The sequence below is a fragment of the Nonomuraea sp. IBHARD001 genome (assembly GCF_056106265.1).
Map to the genome: position 1 here is coordinate 7,587,075 of NZ_JBWBBW010000002.1, position 23,672 is coordinate 7,610,746.

Here is a 23,672-nt window from a genome sequence, read left to right on the forward strand (position 1 = left end):
CCGAGCAAGCACTAGGCCGAGCAGGAGGCTCACGACATGCGCCAGCACGACACCCTGTTCATCGGGGGCGAATGGGTGGCCCCCGACGGCACCGCCGTGATCGACGTCGTCTCCCCGCACACCGAGCAGGTCGTGGGCCGGGTGCCCGACGGCACGGCCGCCGACATGGACCGTGCGGTCGCCGCCGCGCGTGCCGCCTTCGACTCGGGGCCGTGGCCGCGCCTGACGTTCGCCGAACGGGCCGAGGCGCTCGGCCGGCTGGCCGCGCTGTACGAGGCCAGACAGGGCGAGATGGCCGCGCTGATCACCGAGGAGATGGGCTCGCCCATCACCTTCTCGCACCTGGCCCAGGCGCCGCAGCCGCTCGGCATGCTGCGCTTCTACGCCGAGTACGGCGCCGCCTTCCAGCAGGAGGAGCAGCGTCCCGGCCTGTTCGGGCCGACCACCGTACGGCGTGAGCCCGTCGGCGTGGTGGCCGCCATCGTGCCGTGGAACGTGCCGCAGTTCGTCAGCATGGCGAAGATCGCTCCCGCCCTGCTGGCCGGGTGCACGGTCGTGCTCAAGCCCGCGCCGGAGACCCCGCTGGACGCCTACCTGCTGGCCGAGATGGTGCGGGAGGCGGGCCTGCCCGGCGGCGTGCTCAACATCGTGCCCGCCGGCAGGGAGGCCGGTGAGCACCTCGTCTCGCACCCCGGCGTGGACAAGGTGGCCTTCACCGGTTCGACGGCCGCGGGGCGCAGGATCGGCGCGATCTGCGGGCAGCAGCTCAAGCGGGTCAGCCTCGAACTCGGCGGCAAGTCCGCGGCGATCTTCCTCGACGACGCCGACCTGACCTCGTCCATGGGCATGTTCGCCATCGCCTCGCTCATGAACAACGGCCAGGCCTGCGTCGCCCAGACGCGCGTGCTGGCCTCGCGCCGCCGCTACGACGAGGTCGTCGAGGCCGTGTCGGCCATGGTTCGGGCCCAGGCGGTGGGCGACCCGGCCGACCCCGCCACCGGCATCGGCCCGCTCGTCGCCAGACGCCAGCAGGAACGCGTCGAGGACTACATCAGGATCGGCATGGAGGAAGGCGCGAAGGTCGTCACCGGCGGCCTCGACCGCCCCCACGACCAAGGCTGGTACGTCGCCCCCACGGTCTTCGCCGACGCCACCAACGACATGCGCATCGCCCGCGAGGAGATCTTCGGCCCGGTCCTCACCGTGATCCCCTACGACGACGAGGCCGACGCCCTGCGCATCGCCAACGACAGCGACTACGGCCTGTGCGGCACCGTGTGGACGGCCGACACCGAGCACGGCATGGACATCGCCAGGCAGGTGCGCACCGGCACCTACGGCGTGAACTGCCTGATGCTGGAGGCCAACGTGCCCTTCGGCGGCTACAAGTCCAGCGGCGTCGGCCGCGAGCTCGGCCCCGAGGGGCTGTCGGCGTATCTGGAGTTCAAGACGATCGCCAGGCTCGGCTGAGGCCAAGCCTGGCGTGGCGAGGGAAAGGCGAGCCCCACCCCTAGGGGGCTCGCCTTTCGCCCATACGAGGATGGCACACCCAGCGCGCCCCCGCGACGCTGGGCAACCGTCCGACTACAGGAAGTATGTCCTACCTGAGAGATCCCGGGTGGATATCTTCCTGATGGACTTCTCCCGGAGGGTTTCTTCCATCCGCCTTAGGTAGACGCGGTCTACCCCGAAAAGGTTCGGACTGTTTTAGCCTGAGACCAAAACAGCCCATTCGGCGATCCGCTTGACGAGGTCGGGCGTGGCCGCCGACTCGGCGTGGCCGTACCCCGGCTCGACCCACAACTCCTTGGGCATGCGGGCGCCGCCGTACAGCTGGTGGGCGTGCTCCAAGGGGAAGAACGCGTCGGCGTCGCCGTGCACGACCAGCAGGGGGACGGGGGCGATCAGGGCGGCGGCCTCGTGCGGGGGCATCGGCACCGGGTTCCAGGGGCCGGCGGCGATCCTCGTGCGCTTGGCCACCCTGGCGGCCCAGCGGCCCAGCCTGCGTTCGATCGCCCAGTGGACCGTGCGCATGGGCCTGGTACCCCTGTAGTACCACCTGGCGGGGCCGCTGACGGCCGCGATGGCGTCGACCCCACCCAGCAGCCCGGCGTGCCGCACGGCCACGGAGGCGCCCATGGAGAAGCCGACGACGACCACCCTGCGATAGCCGATCGCCCGCGCGTGACGTACGGCGGCGTCGAGGTCGTAGATCTCCAGGTCGCCCACCGTGGAGGCGCCGCCCGATCGGCCGTGGCCCCTGAAGTCGAAGCACAGCACACCGGCGTGGCGTGCGAACACGCCGCAGATGCGCCGCGTCGTCGGCTCGCGCCACGAACCGGTGAACCCGTGTGCCACGACCACGGCCAGGTCCCTGGCGGCACCGTCTCCCGCGGGCGGCAGGTGCACGGCGTCGATGCGCACGCCGTCCTTCGTGCGCAGCATCACGGCGAAACTCATGTGAGCGAGCGTAGGCTCTCGTCCACCAGCCGCATCGCCGACCTGCCGCCCAGCCGCAAGGCCAGCTCGGCGGGCGCGGCCAGCACCTTGGCGCCGTGCTCGTCGGCCAGCACCTGGCAGCCGATCGGCGTCGGATCGCGTACGACCAGCACGTGCGCGCCCACGACGAAGGCCAGGTCGAGCAAGCGCAGCCTGGCCCTCGGCGTGAGCAGGGCCGACAGCACCACGTCGCCGGGGTCGATCGCACGGCACCTGCGCAGCATGTTGAGCTCGGCCGCCATCTCGGCGTTGCTCCACGTCCTTCCGTTCGCGTCGATGAGGGCGGGGCCCGCGATCGGGCCGAACTCCAGCGCCTGCTTGCCCATCAGGTCGCCGAACTGGCTCGCGCCCGGTGTGTACTCGAACGTGAAGACCTGCCTGGCGTCCGCCTCGTCCACCCGCTGCTCGCCGTACGTGATCAGCATCCTGTGGCCGACCCGGGAGCCGGGCAGCGCCACCACGCCGCCCGCCCACGCGACCGAGTGCGCCGCCACGTGCAGGGCCAGCTGCCCCGGCACGTCGACCACCACCGTGTCGCCCGGTCGCAGGCCCCTGCGCCTCAGCCCGGCCGCGGCCTGCGACACCTGCCTGGCCAGCCTGGCCCTGGTCAGCACCGCGCCTGTCCTGACGTCGGAGACGACGGGATAGTCGTCGGCCGCCGCCTCCCAGCCGAGCACCGTCTCTGTCCAGCTCATATGTCCCAGGCTAGGTAGCAGGAGTTCTGCGGTCATGTGCACGAATATGCAAGTGGCTATGTAGGTCTGCTCAGGCCCTCGCGAAGCGCCCACGCGGCGACCTGAGTACGCGATGTGTAGCCGAGCTTGGTCAGGATGTTGGCCACGTGGCGTGCGGCGGTCGCCGGGCTGATCACCAGCTCGTCGGCGATGGCCTTGTTCGACAGGCCCATGGCCAGCAGCTCCACGATCTCGCGTTCGCGTGTCGTCAGCAGGGTGCTGGGACCGGACGCGGCCTTGACCGGGCCCGGCTGGCCCACGCTGATCGTGCCCGTCGTCATCTCCACCGCCGCCTCCAGGCTCAGCCCCCTGCCGAACCCCCACAACACCTCGGTGCGGCTCTCGCCCACCTTGGCCCTGGCCGCCGCCAGCAGCCGCTCGGTCGCCGAACGCCACGGCAACTTGCCCACCGACTCGCGCAGGGCCGCCGACGCGGCCGTGAGCACGACGGCACGTTCCATGTCGCCTTCGAGCTCGGCCAGGTCGGCCCACGCGGTCAGGCACCTGGCCACCTGCAGCGGCTTGCCGCTCTCGACGCTCGCCCGCAGGCACTCCGCGAGCCAGCGCCTGGCGGTGGCGAAGTCGCCCTGCTTGGCCGCCACCCTGCCGAGCCCGGCCAGGATCTTCGGCACGTTGTGGGTGGCGTCGAACTCGCGCAACATCTCCAGCGCCGTCTCCAGCGCCGCGGCCGCGGCCGGCAGGTCGCCTCTGGCCTGCGCCTCGTCGGCCTCCACGATGTAGGTGTTGGCCAGACCCCACGGGTGGTCCAGGCGGCGGAAGGCGTCGGCGGCGTGTTCCAGCCTGCGCCTGGCCTCCTTCAGCCTGCCCGCGAGCACGGCCGTCGAGGCGATGGTGATCAGCGCGACGCCCAGCGACCACAGCATGCCCGCGCGCTCGGCCAGCACCGCCGACTCCTCCAGCGCCTTCGTGCCCTCCTCGACCTCGCCGCCGCGCAGCAGCAGCAGGCCGCGCAGCGTGCGGGCCTCGCAGGTGAACCAGCCGTCGGGCTCGTCGGCCAGCAGCGTGAGCGCGATGCCCACCGCGCGGCTCGCGCCCTCCACGTCGCTCGACTCCAGCAGGACGGCGTAGCAGCCCCACACCCGGCCGACCAGGGCGTCGGGCACGCCGGTGAGGTCCATGGCCAGCACGCGCTCCAGCAGGTGCCTGCCCTCGCTCCTGGTGCCCTTGGCCAGCCAGTGCAGGCTGAGCCCGCCTGCCAGTTGCAGGGCCTGGGGGCCGTCGCCCAGCGCGATGGCCCGTTCGAGCGCCGCGCGCAGGTTGGACATGGACGAGGCGAAGCGGTTGATCGTCGCCAGGCGTTCGGCCCAGGGGTGATCCGGCGCCACCACGGCGACGTCGTGCCAGGAGGTCAGCGCGGCGCCGAGCACGCGCATGTGCCTGTCCCTGAACTCCTCCAGCTCGCCCGCCTCGGCCAGGGCCAGCTCGGCGTAGTGCCTGATCGTCTCCAGCATGCCGTACACGGTCAGGCCGTCCTCGCCCGGCTCGGCCGTCACCAGGGACTTGGCCACCAGGCCGGCCAGCAGGTCGAGCACCTGGGCCTCGGGCAGCCTGTCGTCGGCGCAGACGCGTTCGGCCAGGTCGAGCTGGAACCCGCCGACGAACACCGCGAGCCTGCGCAGCAGCACGCGCTCGCGCTCCTCCAGCAGGTCGTGGCTCCAGTCGACGGCCGCGAGCAGGGTGCGCTGGCGCAACGGGGCCGTGCGGTCGCCGGTCGTCAGCAGCGAGAACCTGTCGTCCAGCCTGGCCGCGATCTCGCGCGGCGACAGCACGGCCGTGCGGGCCGCAGCGAGCTCCAGCGCCAGCGGGATGCCGTCGAGCGCCACGCACACCTGGGCGACCGCGGCCATCGTCTCCGACGACAGGCGCAGCTGCACGCCCGCCGCGGTCGCACGCTCGACGAACAGCTGCACCGCCTCGCAGGCGCCGATGTCGTCGTCGAAGTCGGGCAGCTCAAGCGGGGGGACCCGCCAGACCAGCTCGCCCCTGATCTTCAGCGGCTCCCGGCTCGTGGCCAGGACGCGCAGGCCACCGCACTCGGCCAGCAGGACGGCGAGCGCGCCTGCGACGGTGTCGACGACGTGCTCGCAGTTGTCGACGATCAGCAGCAGCTCACGCTGGCCGATCGCCGCGCTCAGCCCTTCGAGCAGCGGCCTGTCGCCGTCGTGGCGCACGCCCATCACACGGGCCATCTCGCCGAGCACCTGGTCCGCGCCCGGCACCCTGGCCAGCTCGACCAGGCGGGCCCCTTCGGCGTAGCGCCCGGCGACCCTCTCGGCCACGCGCAGGGCGAACCTGGTCTTGCCGATGCCGCCCACGCCGCACAGCGTGAGCAGTCGGGTCTCGCCGAGCAGTCCGCACACCTCGCCGAGATCGCGCTCGCGACCGACGAAACGGTTGGGCTCGGCTGGCAGGCGATGTATGACCGAAGCCATGCTCTCTCACGGGGTAGGGGCTGATCGCGAGACCTCCCCAGGAGCCAGGGGTGTGACCGAGAGGCTGCCTCGCGAAGGTGGGGGCTTGACCGCGAGTCTCCACTCCATCACGGAGCGCCGCAAGCGATACCGCCACTCTCGCCCCGCAAGATCACCTACTTTTCTTCGCACACGTGCCCGCCTGGGGTTTCACCGGCACCGGCGCTCCCGGTTACGGGCGTTCTCCGTGTCCGGCCGGAGATCGTCCCGAAACCGGTACACGGGCCGGAAAACGGGGTCTGAACAGCGAGGACAGGTCCGCGAAATGTGCCCGTTGCACCCGCGACACCAAGGATGGTAGGGGGATCAACTAAACTGGTATCGCCCGCACGGTCCGCGGTCAGCCTCCACGATCACAGAGCGAGACTCCATCATGCCTTTGAACAGCCGCGACGACCTGCGGAACATCGCGATCATCGCGCACGTCGACCACGGCAAGACCACTCTGGTGGATGCCATGCTCTGGCAGTCCGGAGCCTTCCGCGCCAACCAGGACGTCGACGACCGTGTCATGGACTCCAACGACCTCGAGCGCGAGAAGGGCATCACCATTCTCGCCAAGAACACCGCGGTCAAACACGGCGAGATGACCCTCAACATCATCGACACCCCCGGCCACGCCGACTTCGGCGGCGAGGTCGAGCGCGGCCTGTCCATGGTCGACGGCGTCGTGCTGCTCGTCGACGCCTCCGAGGGGCCGCTGCCGCAGACCAGGTTCGTGCTGCGCAAGGCGTTCGCCGCCAAGATGCCGGTCATCCTGTGCATCAACAAGGTCGACCGGCCCGACGCACGGATCAAGGAGGTCGTGGACGAGGTCTACGAGCTCTTCATGGACCTCGACGCCACCGAGGAGCAGATCGACTTCCCGATCGTCTACGCCTCGGCCAAGGCGGGAAGGGCGTCCCTGAACCGTCCCGACGACGGCGGGCTGCCCGACTCCGAGGACCTCGAGCCGCTGTTCGACGTGATCAAGCAGACGATCCCCGCGCCGACCTACGACCCGAGCGCGCCGCTGCAGGCCCACGTCACCAACCTCGACGCCTCCTCCTACCTCGGCCGTATCGCGCTCTGCCGTATCCACCAGGGCACGATCAAGAAGGGCCAGCAGGTCGCCTGGTGCAAGACCGACGGCACCATCCAGCGCGTGAAGATCACCGAGCTGCTGATGACCGACGCCCTTGAGCGCAAGCCGGCCGAGGAGGCCGGGCCCGGCGACATCATCGCCATCGCCGGCATCCCGGAGATCATGATCGGTGAGACCCTCGCCGACCCCGAGGACCCGCGCCCGCTGCCGCTCATCACCGTCGACGAGCCCGCCATCTCGATGACGATCGGCACCAACACCTCGCCGATGGTCGGCCGGGTCAAGGGCTCCAAGGTCACCGCCCGCATGGTCAAGGACAGGCTGGAGAAGGAGCTCGTCGGCAACGTGTCGCTGCGCGTGCTCCCGACCGAGCGGCCCGACGCCTGGGAGGTCCAGGGGCGTGGCGAGCTGGCCCTGGCCATCCTGGTCGAGCAGATGCGCCGTGAGGGCTACGAGCTGACGGTGGGCAAGCCGCAGGTCGTCACCAAGGAGATCGACGGCAAGGTGCACGAGCCCGTCGAGCGGCTGACCGTCGACTGCCCCGAGGAGTACCTCGGCGCGGTCACGCAGCTGCTGGCCGTACGCAAGGGCCGGATGGAACACATGACCAACCACGGCACCGGGTGGATCCGGATGGAGTTCGTGGTACCGGCCCGTGGGCTCATCGGCTTCAGGACCGAGTTCCTCACCGAGACGCGGGGCACCGGGCTGGTGCACCACGTGTTCGAGAACTACGAGCCGTGGTTCGGCGAGCTGCGCACGCGCAACAACGGCTCGCTGGTGGCCGACCGGTCGGGTCCCGTCACCGCGTTCGCGATGACGAACCTGCAGGAGCGCGGCATCCTGTTCGTCTCGCCGACCACCGAGGTCTACGAGGGCATGATCGTCGGGGAGAACTCCCGTTCCGACGACATGGATGTGAACATCACCAAGGAGAAGAAGCTCACCAACATGCGCTCCTCCACGGCCGACGTCACCGAGACGCTGATCCCGCCGAGGGTGCTGTCGCTGGAGCAGGCGCTGGAGTTCATCCGCGAGGACGAGTGCGTGGAGATCACGCCCGAGACCGTGCGCATCCGCAAGGTCGTCCTGGACGCCTCCACGCGCAGCCGCACCGCGGCGCGTGCCAAGCGCACCAACTGACCCACGCCGCACGACGCCCGTCATCCCCTTGCGGGGGGTGGCGGGCGTCTGTCATATCTCCATCCGCGCCACCAAACGGTATCCCCGTACCTCGCGTCGCGCCGGAACCGAACGGCTCATGCCTTCCGACAATGGGACGACACCCTCTCGAGAGGAAGATTCCATGCTTCGCAAGGCACATATGGCCGTGGCCGCCGTCATCGCCACCGGTGTCGGCGTACTCGGCGTGAACGTGGTCGCCGAGGCCCAGAGCGCGAGCGCCGGCACGGCGGCCAAGGCGGTCATCCGCGATGTGAACGGCGTCCAGGTCGGCACCCTGCAGATCCGCAAGGAGAGCTGGTCGAAGTCGCGGATCACCATCGACGTCAAGGGCCTGCCGCCCGGCTACCACGGCCTGCACCTGCACGAGGCCGGCATCTGCGACCCGAAGGCCGTCGACCCCGCGACCGGCGCCGTCAGCCCGTTCTTCACCGCGGGCGGGCACTTCAACCTGACGCCCGAAGCCACGCACGGCGCGCACTCCGGCGACCTGCCCACCCTCCTGGTCGCCGCCGACGGCACCGGAACCGCCGCCGCCGTCACCGACCGCTTCCGCGTCCACCAGCTCACCGACACCGACGGCAGCGCGGTCATCATCCACGCCCTGGCCGACAACTACGCCAACATCCCCGACCGGTACACCCACCCGGAGGACGCCACCGGCACCAAGGGCCCCGACGCCGCCACCCGCCGCACCGGCGACTCCGGCGGCCGCATCGCCTGCGGCCCCGTCCGCGCCCACTGACATACCACTTGACCATACGTTCACTTCCTCACCTTTTGCCGCTTTCCCGCCGACCCTGGGGCGCGTCCCTGGGGTCGGCGGTTCGCTTCACCCCTTTCGTGTACGGCAGGCCTGGGCCTGCGCCTCCGTTCGCGCCTGGTTCGCGTCTGTCGGGGGGACGCTTCTCGGGGGGCGGGGGTTGGGGCCGTTACGGACGCCTTGACAGGGGGAGTCGCTTGACGCGTTTCGGCGGTAGGGGCGCTGGCGGGGAGGTCAGGGTCAAGGAACAACGAGAAGACCCCGCAAGCGGGTGAGATCACAGGGTTTGGGGTGGATTTGTAAAGGTGGTTGTAGCGATCTACCTCCCGTATGCGATCCCTAAGCGTGGCGATGGGGATGTGGTGGCGGTGGGTGCGGGTCGGGATGGGTGTTGTGCTGTTGGGAGTGTCGCTGGCGGCGGTGGCGTGGAGTGTGACGGCGGCGAGGGCCGTGCCGGGGCGGGTACAGGGCATGGCGATCCCGGACGGCGAGACGGTCGACCGGCTTGACTGGCTGCTCGAAGGAGGTAAGGGAGCGGGTGATCGGCAGGCCAGGACCGAGGTGTCGGTCGCCAGGGCCAAGGCCGCCGAGTTGCGAGCCGTACCGGATGGGCGGCTCGACGAGCGGATGCTGCACGTGCGGATCGCGGTGGCGCACACGCTCACGCTGGACGACAAGGACGAGCTGACCGCGTACATCCGGCAGGGCAAAGCGCTCGACGAGTTGCGCGCCTTCACCGACGAACGGCTGGGCGCGGTCAAGGCGGACGAGGCGTTCGTCCTGGCCCCGACGACGCGTACCCCACCCGTCCTCTACACGATCAACGGCAGAACCACCGTACGTTTCACGATCACGCTGCTCCGCCAGATCCCGATGTCGGGCCTGCTCACCCTGCATTTCGTCGCGCCGACCGGCGCCTGGCCGCTGGTGTCCGAGCGCGTGGTCGCCCTGGACGGCGGCGATTGGAACGTCGCCAAGGTCTCGGGCGTGACCCCCGACTCCGAGGGCCCCGAACGGCTGGAGTTCACGACGGGCACCTCCGCCGACGTCACCGTCACGCTGGCCAACGGCCGCTACGGCTTCCCCGACGTGGAGCCCGAGACGGCCGTGTCGTGGGCGCCCATTCTCGGCCTCGCGACCGCGGTCGTCCTGGTGTACCTGCTGTCCAGGGCGCTCGGCAGGGCGTGGTGGCAGCGTCCGACCAACCGGCTGCTGGTCGGGGCGGTAGCGGCGCTCGGGGCGGCGTTGCTGGTGTCGATCGCGATCGGGCGGTGGGAGGTGATCGGCCCACTGGTGGTGTTCGGCCTGCTGCCGCTGGTGGCGCTGCGCCACGCATGGCACATTCTGCCCCGACCACCTCGCTGGAGCGCCGGAGACCTGCTCCTGCTGACCGCCGTCGCGGTGGCGGTGTCCCTCGGCATGCTCTTCTGGTCATACCGGCACGGCCAGCTCGAACAGCCCCACCTCCTACTGGCCGCCACCGTCGCCACCATCTCCGCCGCCCTCGCAGCCCCCCTGCTCACCGGCAGCAGCAAGACCGCCCTCCCCAGCCCCACCACCCCTCCACCCGCCTCACCCGAGAAGCCCCCTCTCCGCCACCGCCCCGCGCCTCCGGACGCGTCCGCCGCCACCTCACCCCCGCACGAGGGTCAACCGCAGGAGAAGAACGAGACCGAGTACGGCGAGGCCGCCCCTGAAACCGTGACGCGTGAAGCCACGCCGTACGGAACCGAACCCAGCGAAGTCACACCTGACGGCCTCGCCCCTCCCAGGACCGAGCCGAACGCCGACGCATCCCGCAGAAGCGAAACAGCCGGCATCGACCCAACGGCGGACACGCCAGGCGAGGACGCGCCGAGCGGAGGCGAACCTGACGACGACGGCTCAGATGGAGACAGCCCAGACACCAGAAGACCAGGCACCAGAGAACTAGGTATCACCCCAAGATCCAACCCACCGGCAACAACCGCCCCGACAACAACAGCGCCGATCACAGCAGTCATCGAGCCATCACCCTCCACCCCCACGACACCTCCCGCGCACGCAGCACCCGCCCCGGCCTCTTCCTCCAAGCCCGGACCCACGCCCACCGCCAGAACCCACGCACCCCCACCCCCTCGAACCACCACCCCACTCCTCCTCCTGTCCGTGATATCCGGGGCCGTCTCCCTGGCCGTCCTCTCCCTGGCCCTGTGGAGCAGGGCCGTGACGGACGGCTCGTACCCTCCCGACAGCATCCCCCTCCTCCTGGCCTTCTGCTGGGCGGTGATTCCCATCGCGGGTGTGGCGGTGGCCATGCGGCGCTGGTCCCGGGGGGCGGTGATCGTCGCTGTGCTGGGGAGTCTGCTTGTACAGGGGTGGCCGACCGAGTGGCTGGACGCCGGGTCCTGGAGTGTTCCGGTGGAGCAGGCGCCTGGGGAGGTCGCCAATGTGGGTGGGGTGTGGCCGCTCAGCCCGTTGGTTCGGGCCGTGCTGGGGCTGTTGGTGGTGGTGTTCGTGTTGCTGGTGCTTCGGGTGCGGCGGCTGGGGGACACGCTGGGCGGGCATGACAATGACGCGGTCCGGGCCACGGTGGTGGCGTGTCTGGTGGTGGTGTACCTGACGCCGCGTGAGGGCGATCCGTTCTTCGACCCGCAGGTGCCGGTGCCGGCATTGGCGATCACGTCGTTGTGCGCCTGGGCTGCGGCCACCTGGCTGCTGGCGGGGCCGGAACTGCCGGTGCCCACGCCCACGACCACCGAACAGCACAGGGAGCTCATCGAGGCCGCGCTCAAGCACAGACTGCTCAGGGCCGCCGAGCAGGACCTGTACCGGGTGGGCAGGGCGAAGCTGGGTACGGTGGAGCTCCACCTGGCCGACTTCGAGCGCCAGCACGACGACCTGCACAAGGCGGCGAAGGAGTACGGCCCGAGCAGGGAGTTGGCGTTCGCCTCGGCGGCCGGGTGTACTCCGTGGCGCAACGGGGCGGCGGCGTTCGGGGTCGCGCTGCTGTTCAGCCTGCCGTTCGCGGTGATCTATGGGTGGCCTTCGGGGGCCGATGTGACGATGTGGCTGTTCGACGCGCGGTACCTGGTCACGCTTCCGGCCTTCGGCTTCTTCTACGGCTATTTCTATCCGCGCATCCGAGGCACTCAGCCGGTCACCAAGGCGCTGTATGTGAACGCGGGGGCGCTGGTCACCGAGCTGTCGGCGTACGTGCCCGCGTTGGTGGAGCCGGACCTGGGCGCGCTGGACAAGATGCAGGTGGTCGCGATCGTGGTGGGGCAGACGGCTGCGGTGTGTATCGGGCTGGGGCTGTTCTGGGAGTGGCGGATCATGCATGTGGCGGGCGAGCCGTGGGGGCGCGTACGCAATGTGCGCAGCATCCGGAGCCTGGCCACGCCTCTCCTGGCCGTGGTCCTGGCCGCAGGCACCACGGCGGCCACATCGGTAGCAGGCAAAACCGTCGACCGCGTCCTCAAGGGCAACACCACCACAAGCGCCCCCGCCCAGCCAGGCAGATAACGCACGATTGCTCTGCACCACGAGCCAGACATGGGGCAGATGAGCCTCAAAACCACACTCAACGCCGCCCGCCGATCTGCGGGTTCCGCGATAGCGGAGGGGCAGGACGTCCGTGGGTGGGGTGCAGGCGGAAGGAGAGGGCAGTCGCGAGCGCGGGCGCAGGTGGGTGTGGGGGTTCGGGGGCAAGCGCAGGCGATTACAGGCCCAGGCAGGTGGAGGTACACGCAGGTGTGGAGGTGCACGCAGGTGTGAAAGTGCCAACGCAAGCGCGGGCTCAAGTGCAAGTGCGGGCGCAAACGTGGGCACCAGTGCAAGTGCGGGGGCGCCAAGGAGGGCGGGATGCTCAGGCGTGCGGGCGGGCATGAGGCGGGCGGGCATGCAGGGGAAAGGCAGGGGAAGCACACAACTCACCCCTCACCGACGAGGCTGCTCACTCCCCCGTACATGTGTGGCCAGCCAATCCACCAACCCCCGGTAAGCCCGCCAATCCCCCCGAACCCGCCCCACGACCTCCCGCGTATGCACCCACCCCTCAGGCTCGGCCCGCAGCCCGCAGTAGAGCGACCGATGCCGCAACAACTCAAGGCGTGGATGGTCCTCGGCCACCCCACGCGGCCTCGTCTTCAGCCGGTCGCCGCCACGCTCGTAACCGGCGGCCTCCAGCTCCGCGACCACGCGCTCAAGCGGCTTCCCGGAGAGGTCCTCGTCGACGGCGGCACGATAGCGAGCGACCTGATCGGCGGCCTGGGAGTAGTACCCGCCGGCGGTGTACATCCCGGCAGCGCTGATCTCCACATAGAAGCCGATCCCAGGCTCGACGTCGACGAACGCCCCTTGATGATCCTTGTAAGGCGTCTTGTCCTTGGAGAAGCGGATGTCGCGATAGGGACGGAACAGTTGCGCCTGACCGAACTCCTCGGCCAGTTCCTGCGCGAGTTCGGTCATCGGCGCCCTGACCGCGTCTTCGTAGAGCGTGCGGTGCCGGGTGAAGTAGGTCTTGGAGTTGTCCGCCTGAAGCCCCTCGTAGAACACGAAGGCCTCGTCGGGGAAGCCGCTGAACGCCATCCCTCCAGCCTCCCATGCCGGCCCGACACTTTCCCGACGACCCGGCTCTTCGGTTCCCGAGGCCCGCTTCTTCAGCGCCTGCGCTTGGCCGTACCGAAGATGGACCGACTGATCTCACGCCCGAGCGCGCTCGCCGCCGACCGGGCGAACGACTCGAACACCGACGACCCCAGCACACTCTCCAAAGCAGAAGGAGCAGAGGCAGAAGGAGCGGGAGCCTCAACAGGGGGAGCCTCAACAGCGGGAGGCAGCACGCGGGCGGCCAGAAGTTCGTAGGCCGACTGGCGGTCGATCGCCTGGCCGTACTTCGGCAGCAGGGCGGACCCGGCGACCACCCCGGCCACCACCCCTTCGGGCGCCGGAGCCATGAGCGAGCGCGGCGCCCGCATCCGCGTCCAGGCGACTGGGGTCGGCACGCCCTTGTCCGACAGTACGGTCACCATCGCCTCGCCGATCCCCAGCTGCGTCAGCGCCTCCTCCAGGTCGTAGGCGGAGTGCGGGAACGTCGACACCGTCGCGCGCAGCGCCTTGGCGTCCTGCGGTGTGAAGGCGCGCAACGCGTGCTGGACCCTGGCCCCGAGCTGGGCGAGCACATCGGCGGGCACGTCCTTGGGCGTCTGGGTGACGAAGAAGACGCCGATGCCCTTGGACCTGATCAGCCTGACCGTCTGCGTGATCGACTGCAGGAACGCCTTCGACGCGTCGGTGAACAGCAGATGCGCCTCGTCGAAGAAGAAGACCAGCTTCGGCTTGTCCGGATCGCCGAGCTCCGGCATCCCGCCGAACAGGTCGGCGAGCAACCACATGAGAAAGGTGGAGAACATCGCGGGCCGATCCTGTACGGCGGGCAGTTCCAGGATCGAGACGACGCCGCGCCCGTCGGGCGTGACGCGCATGAGGTCGGCGGTGTCGAACTCCGGCTCGCCGAAGAACTGGTCGGCCCCCTGCGCCGCGAAGTTGGTCAGCGCCCTGAGGATGACCCCGGCCGTGGCCTTGGACAGCCCGCCGACCCCCTTGAGCTCGGCGGGCGTGTCGATGAGGTGCTGGATGACCGCGCGCAGGTCCTTGAGGTCGAGCAGCGGCAGCCCTTGCTGGTCGGCGTAGTGGAAGACCAGGCCGAGGGAGGACTCCTGGGTGTCGTTGAGCCCGAGCACCTTCGACAGCAGTGTGGGCCCGAATGCGGTGATCGTGGCCCGCAGCGGGATCCCGGAGCCGATGCCGCCGAGCGCGTAGAACTCGACCGGACAGGCCGCGGGCGTCCACTCCTGGCCGATGCCCTGGGTGCGTTCCAGCAGTTTGGCCGACGACTCGCCCGGCGCCGCCATGCCGGACAGGTCGCCCTTGATGTCGGCCAGGAAGACGGGCACGCCGTGTGCGGACAGCTGTTCGGCCATGACCTGCAGCGTCTTGGTCTTGCCCGTGCCGGTGGCTCCGGCGACGAGGCCGTGCCTGTTGAGCATACGCAGCGGGATGCGCACCTGGGCGTCGGCCCGGCCCTGCCCGTCGGCGACGAGTGCGCCGAGGTCGAGTGTGGGCTCGTCGAAGGTGTAGCCGCCGATCACGTCCTGGATCACGTCGCCGCTCATCGCTCGGTGTACCTCTGGCCGGGTGTGGGCGTCCTGCCGTACAGCTCGGAGACGGTGACGAAGGTGTAGCCCTTGTCGGTCAGCTTGTCGAGGAGGGCGGGGACGGCCTCGACGGTGGTCTTGTGGATGTCGTGCATGAGGATGATCGAGCCGGTGGGCGCCTTGCCCGCGCGTCTGGCGACGGTGTCGGCCTTGCGGTCGCGCCAGTCGAGGGTGTCGACGTTCCAGAGGATCTGGGCGAGGCCTTCGCGCCTGCACTCGGCCGCCACCCGGCCGTCGGTCGAGCCGTAGGGCGGGCGCATGACCTTCATCCGTACGCCGGTCCTGGCCTCGACGAGGTCCTGGGTGCGTTGGAGTTGCGCCCGGATGCCGGTTTTCGACAGGCCGGTGAGCTGGGCGTGGCTCCAGGAGTGGTTGCCGAGTTCGTGGCCTTCTTCGGCGATGCGGCGCAGGTTCCCGGCCTCGTCCTCGGCGACCATCTGGCCGACGACGAAGAACGTGGCTCTGACCTGGCGTTCCTTCAGGTCGTCGAGAAGCTTGGCGGTGTACTCACCCGGCCCGTCGTCGAAGGTGAGCGCCACGCACTTGAGGCTCGCGCAGTTGATCTGCCGGATGGTCCTCGGCCATCCGGCCTGCATCTCGGCCAGGCGTCTCGCGGTGCTCGCCGGATCGAAGGCCATGGGCGGGCCCGAGGCGACGGCCGCGAGCCTGACCGGCTCCCTGACGACCGCGGTGATCGCCGTCGGACTGGCACAACCGGCCGCAGCCAGTAGCGCGAGACACACCGGGCCCGCCCATATGCGCATGCTTCCCCCCGAAAGCCGATACGGGGATCACGGATAGTCCTGCGCCTGATCCCCCCGCAGATCCTTGGCCAGCTCGTCCCACCAGGACGGAATGTCGGCCTGCAGCTCCACGTAACGCCGCGCCACTCGTATGGCGCACCCAACGGGATCAGTACCCAGATGTCGTCGTTTAACAGCCTCTTCGGACCATCGGTAGAAACCACCCTCGAATCGGACGACTAACCCAATCCATACCGATAGCGTGATGTCATCCCCGACCTCGTACGCGCTGGTCACCCCCAGCCCCACCAGCTCGGCCCGGAGTTTCTCCACCGCGGCACGGGACTCAGTCAACCGCCACTCCCATCGAGGCAAAGAAGGCGTCGAACACAGGGGGATGTACCCAGCTTGGGGTACCGCCGCGCACACTCGGCACGAAGCACATGCAGTAATGATGGGGCTCCAGAACGTCATCGCGCGGCGGTTCGCGACTATTGATCAGAAGGACGTCCCGGCGCCTCCGCGAGGACGCCTTAGCGTCATCCTGACGCGTTCGCCGTTGCCCGCAGACGTGAGAACTTGTTACGTTCTCACCCGTGCACCCCGTGTGGGGACCCCTCGGCGCAGGGCCGTTCAGGCACGTGGCAGTGCCTTACGGTTCCGATGCAACGTTCCTGCGACTCGTCCTGCCCCACGTGCGGCACGCGCTGGGCGAGGGACGGCGGGTGCTGGTCGTCACCGACGCGGTCAAGCTCGGCCTGCTCACCGCCGAACTCGGCGCCGACGCCTCCCGCCTGGACAGCCGCCTGCCCGGCCACTGGTACCTCCACCCGCACCGCACACTCGCCGCCGTGCACGAGTACGCACGCGACCATCCCGCCCTCATCGTCGGCGAGCCCGTCTGGACCGGCAGGAACGAGCGCGACACCCGCGAGTGGATCACCTACGAGGCCGTGCTCAACGTCGCGATGACCCGCTGCCCCGCCACCTTCCTGTGCCTGTACGGCGAAGGCGGGGCGAGCGGCCACATGCGCACGACCCATCCGAAAGTCCTGACACACGGCGGCATGCGGCCCAGCGAGGCCTATGTCGAACCCGGCGAGATCGTCGCCCCCTCACGCACGCCGTTCCCCGACCCGCCGGGCCACGCGGCCAGGACGACGTTCGACCTGCCCGAGCTCAAGCGGCTGCGCCACCTGGTGGCGGATCGGGCCGAGGCGGCGGGCATGGAACGTTCGCTCATCGCCTCCCTGGTGCTGTGCGTCTCGGAGATCGCCGCCAACAGCGTCGAGCACGGCGCGGGCCACGGCGAGGTCAGCATCTGGACGGCGGGAGGCGAGCTGATCTGCGAGATCGCCGATCCCGGCGGGGGCATCGCGCACCCCTTTCCTGGCTACATCCCGCCCGAGCCCGAGTCGCAGCGCGGCTACGGACTGTGGATCAGCCGCCAGCTCTGCGACCTGGTCGAGATGCGTGTGCACGAGGGCGTGCTGAAGGTCAGGCTTCACATGTCACTTGACAGCCTCTGACCCGTTCCGGACAAATCTCAGTGCCGATACGTAGGCCGTTACGGATGTCGCGTGTCCCTTCGCCGACCTAGCTTTCCGCTCGGACCCGGTCCTTCCTCACCCCCCGATGAAGGGAACGCGCGATGAAGCGCAAGGCATTACCCGTCGCCGTGGCCTGTCTGGCCGCGGCGGCGTTGCTGGTGTCGCCCCTCTCCCCAGCGGCCTCGGCCGCACCCGCCACCGCGAAGAGCGCCGACCCCCGCGGCCTCGCCGTCGCGGCCGCCGACAGGGCGGTCGTCAGCGGCCTGGACGCACTCAGCAAGAGCGCCGACGAGCAGTACAGCCGCCAGGCGGTCACCGCCGGAGCGGGCGGCATGTACTTCGTCAGCTACGCCCGCACCTACAAGGGCCTGCCCGTGGTCGGCGGCGACGCGGTCGTCGTCACCGACTCCGAAGGCAAGGTCAGGGACACCGTCGCGGCCTCGGAGGCCACTCCCGACCTGTCGGTGACCCCCACCGTCAACGCCGCCAAGGCCCGCTCGGTCGCCAGGACCAAGGCCGCGCTCACCCACACCGAAGAGGTCACCGAGCCCAAGCTGACCGTCCTGTCCTGGGGCGAGAAGCCCGTCCTCGTCTGGGAGACCGTGCTCACGGGCTCGGTCGGCACCAAGCCGTCCAAGCTGCACGTGTTCGTGGACGCGACGACGGGCAGGGTCGCCGACGCCTACGACGAAGTGCGCGCGGGCACCGGCAACGGCCACCACAACGGCCAGGTCACCATCAACACCAGCGGCTCCGGCAGCTCCTGGACGATGACCGACACCACCAGGCCCGGCCTGAAGTGCGGCGGCCAGAACGGCTCCGCCTACACCGGCACGGACGACACCTGGGGCAACGGCTCGGGCACCGACCTGGAAACCGCCTGCGTGGACGCCCTGTACGGCGCCCAGCAGGAGTGGAACATGCTGCGCGACTGGCTGGGCCGCAACGGCACCAACGGCTCGGGCGGCTCCTTCCCGGCCCGCGTCGGCCTGAACGAGGTCAACGCCTACTGGAACGGCACGTACACCACGTACGGCAAGAACCAGGCGGGCAGCAAGCAGCTCACCCCGATCGACGTCGTGGCGCACGAGTACGGCCACGCGATCTTCCAGACCACGCCGGGCGGCGCCGGTTCGGGCAACGAGAACGGCGGCCTCAACGAGGCGACGGGCGACATCTTCGGCGCCCTGACCGAGGCCTACGCCAACAACCCGAACGACCCGCCGGACTACGAGGTCGGCGAGGAGGTCAACCTCGCGGGCAACGGCCCGATCCGCTACATGTACGAGCCGTCCAAGGTGGGCGACCCGAACTGCTACAGCTCCTCGATCCCCAACACCGAGGTGCACGCGGCGGCCGGACCGCTCAACCACTGGTTCTACCTGCTGGCCGAGGGTTCGAGCCCCGGCGGCGGCAAGCCGAACAGCCCGATCTGCTCCGGCGGCCCCTCGTCGGTGACCGGCATCGGCATCCAGAAGGCCGGCAAGGTCTACATGGGCGCCCTGGGCCGCAAGACCTCCACCTGGAAGCACGCCAACGTCCGCACCGCCTCGCTGGCCGCGGCCGTCGAGCTGTTCGGCTCCTCCAGCGTCGAGTGCGCCACGGTGAAGGCCGCGTGGAACGCCGTGAGCGTGCCCGCCCAGTCGGGTGAGGCGAGCTGCACGACGCCGACCCAGGACTTCTCCATGTCGCTGAACCCGGCCTCCGGCTCGGTCACCGCCGGGCAGTCGGCCACCTCCACGGTCGGCACCCAGACCACCGCGGGCAACGCCCAGACGGTCAACCTGTCGGCCTCCGGCCTGCCCAGCGGCGCCACGGCCAGCTTCAGCCCGGCCTCGGTCACCTCGGGCAACTCCTCGACGCTGACCATCAACACCGCCTCCTCCACGCCCAACGGCACCTACAGCGTCACGGTGACCGGCGCGGGCACCTCGGGCAACCACACCGCCACCTACACGCTGACGGTCGGCGACGGCGGCCCCGGCCCGACCGAGCCGCCGAACGTCAGCCTGGCCAACGTCAAGGCGCACCTGACGCAGTTCCAGACGATCGCCACCAACAACGGCGGCAACCGCAGGTCCACCGGCGCCGGCTACACCGCCTCGGTGACATACGTCGAGAACAAGCTGCGCGCGGCCGGCTACACGGTCACCCGTCAGGCCTGCACCAGCGGCTGCACCAGCGGCGCCGGTCCGAACCTGATCGCCGACTGGCCCGGCGGCGACGCCAACAACGTCATCATGGCGGGCGCCCACCTGGACAGCGTGTCCGCGGGACCCGGCATCAACGACAACGGCTCCGGCTCCGCCGCCCTGCTCGAGGTCGCGCTGCTGCTGGCGCAGCACAACCCGACCATGAACAAGCACGTCCGCTTCGGCTGGTGGACCGACGAGGAGCAGGGCCTGCTGGGCTCGAAGTTCTACGTCAACTCCCTCAGCGCCACCGAGCGGGCCAAGATCAAGACCTACCACAACTACGACATGGTGGGTTCGCCCAACGGCGGCTACTTCATCAACAACATCAACACCGAGGCGGCTCGCTACCTCAAGGAGTACTACGCCGCGCTGAACCTGGCCCCTGAGGAGAACACCGAGGGCGCCAACCGTTCCGACGACGCCTCCTTCAGGAACGCGGGCATCGCCACCTCCGGCGTGGCCGCTGGCGCCAGTGCGATCATGACCTCGGCGCAGGCCAGCAAGTGGGGCGGCCAGGCCAACACGGCCTACGACCGCTGCTACCACGCCTCCTGCGACACCACGTCCAACATCAAGGACATCGTCCTGGACCGGGCCTCCGACGCGGCGGCCTACGGCATCTGGAAGCTCGCCGTCGGCACCACCGTGCCCAGCCCCGACTTCCAGATCTCGCTGAGCCCGACCTCGGGCTCGGTCACGGCGGGCCAGAGCGCCACCGCGACCGTCAACACCCAGGCGACGGGCAACCCGCAGACGGTGAGCCTGACGGCCTCGGGGTTGCCGTCCGGCGCCACGGCGAGCTTCAACCCCTCGTCGGTCACCTCGGGCCAGTCCTCGACGCTGACCATCGCCACGTCGGCCTCCACGCCGTCCGGCACCTACAACGTGACCGTCACGGGCACCGGCACGAGCGGTTCGCGTACGGCGACCTACGCGCTGACCGTCAGCGGGTCGAGCCCGTCGCCGAGTCCCACGCCGACCACGGGCGACCGGGTCTTCCGCAACGACACCAACTATCCGATCTACGACTACTACGCCGTGCAGAGCCCGATCAACTCCAACGCCTCCGGCTCGGCCACCTCGCCGGTCAAGGTGACGATCACGGCGGCGCACACCTGCGCGCAGGACCTGGAGATCTTCCTCAGGGGTCCGAACGGGCAGTGGTACCTGCTGGCTCAGGGCAACGGCACCAACTGCACTCCCTTCGGGACGAAGACATACAACGTCCCGGTCGCCCAGGCGGCGGCCGGGCAGTGGGTTCTGCACGTGACCGACAGGTTCGCGCAGGACACCGGAGTCCTCGACTGGTGGAGCATCGAGGTCTAAACCGGTGAGCTCGGGGACCCCCAGGACCGGCGATCCCGGTCCTGGGGGTTCGTTCGTGCACGACCCGGCCGCGATCGGCTCAGACGTGCGGCCCGATCTCGGTCCTCGACCGCACACCCAGCTTGCGCAACACGGTCGCCACGTGCGTCTCGACGGTCCGCGTCGAGAGGAACAGCACGTCGGCGATCTCCTTGTTGGTACGGCCGAGCGAGACCAGCCTGGCCACCTCTCGCTCACGCGTCGACAGCTCACCGGCCGCCGCCCTGCGCCCGCGAGGGGAGGGCGGCACATCGGCGCCCGAGTCGCGCAGCGCCCTGCGGCAGCGGGCGGCGTCATGGGTGGCGCCCAGCTCGCCGTAGCGTTCGGCCAGCTCGGCGAAGAGCGCGGGCGCACCGGGGTGACCGAGTGCCAGCAGCGCCCTGGCCTCGCCCTCGCCCGCCCTGGCCGCCGCGAACGGCTGCGGCTGGCAGGCGTGCGCGGCGCGCGAACGGGCGAAGCATCCGGCCGCGACCGCGTGCCTGCCGTCGGCCGCGGCCAGGGTGCCACGGGCGGTGTCGAGCGCGGCCAGCGCGGTCGGCGCGGTGCGGCCCTTGAGCCCGTCGGCGAAGTCGGCCACCAGGGCCGCCGCCCGGTCCAGCCGTCCGGCCTGGGTGAGCGCGGTGACGGCGGCGGGCACCAGGCTCGCGCCCCACACCCACACGCCCTTGTGCCGCAGCCTGGCCACGGCACTGTCGGCCTCGGCGATCGCCTCACCCAGCCTGCCGCGCGCCAGGTACAGCTCGATCAGCGCGCTCGATGCGGTCATGAGCAACGGCAGCGAGTGTTCGTACGGCGCGTCGCAGCCGGTGGCCATCAGGTGCCTGGCCGCCTCGTCCCACTCCCCCGTCGCCAGGTCGAGCAGCCCGAGCACCAGCCAGGCGTCGGCCGCCATCAGCGGCGCCTCGGTCGCGAGCTCCGTCAGCGCCACCGCGCGTTCGCGCAGGCCCTGCCACTGGCCGGTCTGCCAGTGCCGGTACAGCGCCGAGGTGTCGATGAGATAGCCGTGCACGGGCGCCCCGCTGGAGGCGGCGAGCCTGATGCCCTCCTGCTGGAACCTGTCGGCGTCGCCGAAGTGCCCGAGCATGGTGGCCGCGTCGCACAGATTGGTGTACGCCCTGGCCATCTCCCTGCGGATCCCGGCATCGGGATGCGTGTACGGCATGCGCTCGACCAGGTCGAAGGCGACCGGCGAGCCGATCAGCATCTCGAAGGAGACCCGGTTGGTCAGCACGGCCGCGACCAGCCGTTCGTCGTCGGAGTCGCGGACGAGGTCTTCGGCCAGCTCCAGCCAGCGGCGGTGCGCGGCCAGCGTCTCGGTGCTCCACCACGGCATGGCGAGCGCCGCGCAGGCCCTGGCGGCGAGCGTGGGCCTGCCGCGCAGCTCCTGCACGGCGGTGATGAGCTCGGGCCTGCCGGAGGCCGCGTCGTTGGCCTGGTTGCACAGCAGCAGGCCGAGGTTGAGCCTGGCCTCGCCCCGCACGTCGGCGGCGAGGAAGTCGTCCTGGAGCAGGCGGCGCAGCAGGCGCACGACGCGCTGGTGCGACAGGCCCATCGTGGCCACCCGGCTGAGCTTCAGCGCCAGCGGTCCCCTGTCGCGCGTGGGCAGGTCGGGGTCGGCGAGCAGGGCTTCGAGCAGTTCGACGGCCACGGCCGTGTCGCCCATGGCCGCGGCCCGGTCGGCCGCGGCGCCGCCGTACTCCAGCCAGGCCTCGATGCGACCGGCCTGGCGGGCGTGGAAGGCGAGCTGGACCAGCAGCAGTGAGTCCTGGGCGACCAGGGCGCTCATGGCGCGTTCGTGGCCGAGGCGGCGTTGCGGGCCCGGGATGGTGTCGTAGACGGCCTGCTGGGCCAGCGAGTGGCGGAAGCCGTACTTGGTGCTGGGGTGTTCGTACAGGACTCCGGCCAGCAGGGCCTCGCCGAGGCCGGCCGGGGTGCCGCCGACGGCGGTGAGCAGGTGCTCGGTGGCGGGCAGGCGGAGCACGGCGGCGGCCCTGACGGCCTCGACGGCTTCGGGGGAAAGGCCTGCGACCTGCTCGGCGACGATGTCGCGCAGCAGTACGGGCACTCCGGCGCGCTCGACGGCGTCGGGGTCCGCGGGGTCGTAGCTGTCGGGCAGCGAGCGCAGCACCTCCTCCACGACCAGCGGGATGCCCGCGGTGCGCTCGTGCAGCCTGTTGACGAAGTCGTCCGACAGGTCGGAACGCTTGAGCAGGGCGTCGGCCAGGTCGTGCACGCCGTCGGGGCCGAGCGGGGAGAGGGTGAGCACGACGCTGGTGGTGCCCGCGGGATGGCGGTAGGCGTGGCCGAGCGGGAGACCGCCGTGCGCGTTGCTCTCGCGCCGGTAGGTCACCACCAGCGCCAGCTCCTCGGACGGCTTGCCGGTCAGGAAGCGCAGCAGGTCCTTGGTGCCGTCGTCGGCCCAGTGAAGGTCCTCGATGAGCAGGATCACCGGCCCGGCGGCGGCCAGCAGCGCGCGTACGGCACGGAAGACGCGGTGGCGTTCCGAGCGCGGATCGGGCAGCGGCGAGGGCGCGGGCGGCAGCTCCAGCTCGGGCAGGTAGTCGCTCAGCGCACCCACGACCGGGCTGAGCACACCGGGCTCGGGCAGCCGGCCCGCCAGGTCGCGCAGCGCCTCGAACACCGGCCCGTACGGGAACGGCTCGCGGATCTGGTGACACGAGCCCATGAGCACGGATCGCCCGCCCGCGGTGAGGCGGGCGAGCGCGGTGCGCACGAGCGTCGTCTTGCCGATCCCGGCCTCGCCCTCGACGAGTGCGACGGCCGGTGGATGCGTCATGGCGTCGATCAGTGTGTGTAACTCCTCGTCACGACCGACCATGACGGGTGATGCCAAGGCTCTGCTCATCG

Annotated in this window: 14 protein-coding genes; 6 read left to right on the top strand and 8 right to left on the bottom strand. The window is 70.3% G+C overall.

The features are described 5' to 3' along the window. Positions 1 to 36 precede the first annotated feature (36 nt). Entirely contained in the window at positions 37 to 1,470 is a 1,434-nt protein-coding gene (locus ACTWNK_RS36125) for an aldehyde dehydrogenase (protein WP_474309406.1), read from the top strand. Positions 1,471 to 1,707: 237 nt separating this feature from the next. On the opposite strand, the gene ACTWNK_RS36130 is transcribed toward ACTWNK_RS36125, so the two are convergent. From ACTWNK_RS36130 to ACTWNK_RS36140, 3 genes are read right to left on the bottom strand one after another with little or no spacing between them, the layout of a single operon-like run. Continuing rightward, positions 1,708 to 2,460 (bottom strand): alpha/beta hydrolase, encoded by a 753-nt coding sequence (locus ACTWNK_RS36130; protein ID WP_474309407.1) that lies wholly within the window; start codon positions 2,458 to 2,460, stop codon positions 1,708 to 1,710. Continuing rightward, complete coding sequence (locus ACTWNK_RS36135; RefSeq protein ID WP_474309408.1) at positions 2,457 to 3,194, bottom strand: AMP-binding protein; 738 nt, start codon at positions 3,192 to 3,194, stop codon at positions 2,457 to 2,459. Before ACTWNK_RS36135 ends, ACTWNK_RS36130 begins: the two co-directional genes overlap by 4 nt. 56 nt (positions 3,195 to 3,250) lie before the next feature. Continuing rightward, on the bottom strand, positions 3,251 to 5,686 hold the full coding sequence (locus tag ACTWNK_RS36140) for a LuxR C-terminal-related transcriptional regulator (protein ID WP_474309409.1): 2,436 nt from the start codon (positions 5,684 to 5,686) through the stop codon (positions 3,251 to 3,253). Between the two features lie 412 nt (positions 5,687 to 6,098). Here ACTWNK_RS36140 and typA point away from each other — a divergent pair, with 412 nt between their 5' ends. From typA to ACTWNK_RS36155, 3 genes are all read left to right on the top strand, one after another. Then, entirely contained in the window at positions 6,099 to 7,952 is a 1,854-nt protein-coding gene (gene typA / locus ACTWNK_RS36145) for a translational GTPase TypA (RefSeq protein ID WP_474309410.1), read from the top strand. A 163-nt stretch (positions 7,953 to 8,115) separates the two neighbouring features. After that, on the top strand, positions 8,116 to 8,736 hold the full coding sequence (locus ACTWNK_RS36150) for a superoxide dismutase family protein (RefSeq protein WP_474309411.1): 621 nt from the start codon (positions 8,116 to 8,118) through the stop codon (positions 8,734 to 8,736). A gap of 411 nt (positions 8,737 to 9,147) precedes the next feature. After that, positions 9,148 to 12,258, top strand: coding sequence for a hypothetical protein (locus tag ACTWNK_RS36155; RefSeq protein ID WP_474309412.1), 3,111 nt, complete (start codon positions 9,148 to 9,150; stop codon positions 12,256 to 12,258). 414 nt (positions 12,259 to 12,672) lie between these two features. Here ACTWNK_RS36155 and ACTWNK_RS36160 read toward each other — a convergent pair whose 3' ends face one another. From ACTWNK_RS36160 to ACTWNK_RS36175, 4 genes are all read right to left on the bottom strand, one after another. Further along, positions 12,673 to 13,323, bottom strand: coding sequence for a DUF2461 domain-containing protein (locus ACTWNK_RS36160; protein ID WP_474309413.1), 651 nt, complete (start codon positions 13,321 to 13,323; stop codon positions 12,673 to 12,675). A gap of 71 nt (positions 13,324 to 13,394) precedes the next feature. Beyond that, the gene (locus tag ACTWNK_RS36165) at positions 13,395 to 14,909 is read right to left on the bottom strand and encodes a helicase HerA-like domain-containing protein (RefSeq protein ID WP_474309414.1); all 1,515 of its coding nucleotides are present in this window, start codon (positions 14,907 to 14,909) and stop codon (positions 13,395 to 13,397) included. Then, positions 14,906 to 15,694 (bottom strand): polysaccharide deacetylase family protein, encoded by a 789-nt coding sequence (locus ACTWNK_RS36170; RefSeq protein WP_474309415.1) that lies wholly within the window; start codon positions 15,692 to 15,694, stop codon positions 14,906 to 14,908. The genes ACTWNK_RS36165 and ACTWNK_RS36170 overlap by 4 nt, the downstream gene beginning before the upstream one ends. 48 nt (positions 15,695 to 15,742) lie before the next feature. Beyond that, the gene (locus ACTWNK_RS36175) at positions 15,743 to 16,048 is read right to left on the bottom strand and encodes a hypothetical protein (protein WP_474309416.1); all 306 of its coding nucleotides are present in this window, start codon (positions 16,046 to 16,048) and stop codon (positions 15,743 to 15,745) included. Positions 16,049 to 16,335: 287 nt separating this feature from the next. Between ACTWNK_RS36175 and ACTWNK_RS36180 the strand changes: the two genes are divergently transcribed. Together ACTWNK_RS36180 and ACTWNK_RS36185 are read left to right on the top strand one after the other, a co-directional pair. Next, complete coding sequence (locus ACTWNK_RS36180; protein WP_474309417.1) at positions 16,336 to 17,223, top strand: anti-sigma factor RsbA family regulatory protein; 888 nt, start codon at positions 16,336 to 16,338, stop codon at positions 17,221 to 17,223. A 122-nt stretch (positions 17,224 to 17,345) separates the two neighbouring features. After that, positions 17,346 to 20,765 carry a M28 family peptidase gene (locus ACTWNK_RS36185; protein WP_474309418.1) on the top strand — a complete coding sequence of 1,140 codons (3,420 nt, stop codon included), beginning with the start codon at positions 17,346 to 17,348 and terminating at the stop codon, positions 20,763 to 20,765. 79 nt (positions 20,766 to 20,844) lie between these two features. On the opposite strand, the gene ACTWNK_RS36190 is transcribed toward ACTWNK_RS36185, so the two are convergent. Continuing rightward, positions 20,845 to 23,670 (bottom strand): helix-turn-helix transcriptional regulator, encoded by a 2,826-nt coding sequence (locus ACTWNK_RS36190; protein ID WP_474309419.1) that lies wholly within the window; start codon positions 23,668 to 23,670, stop codon positions 20,845 to 20,847. Positions 23,671 to 23,672 lie beyond the last annotated feature (2 nt).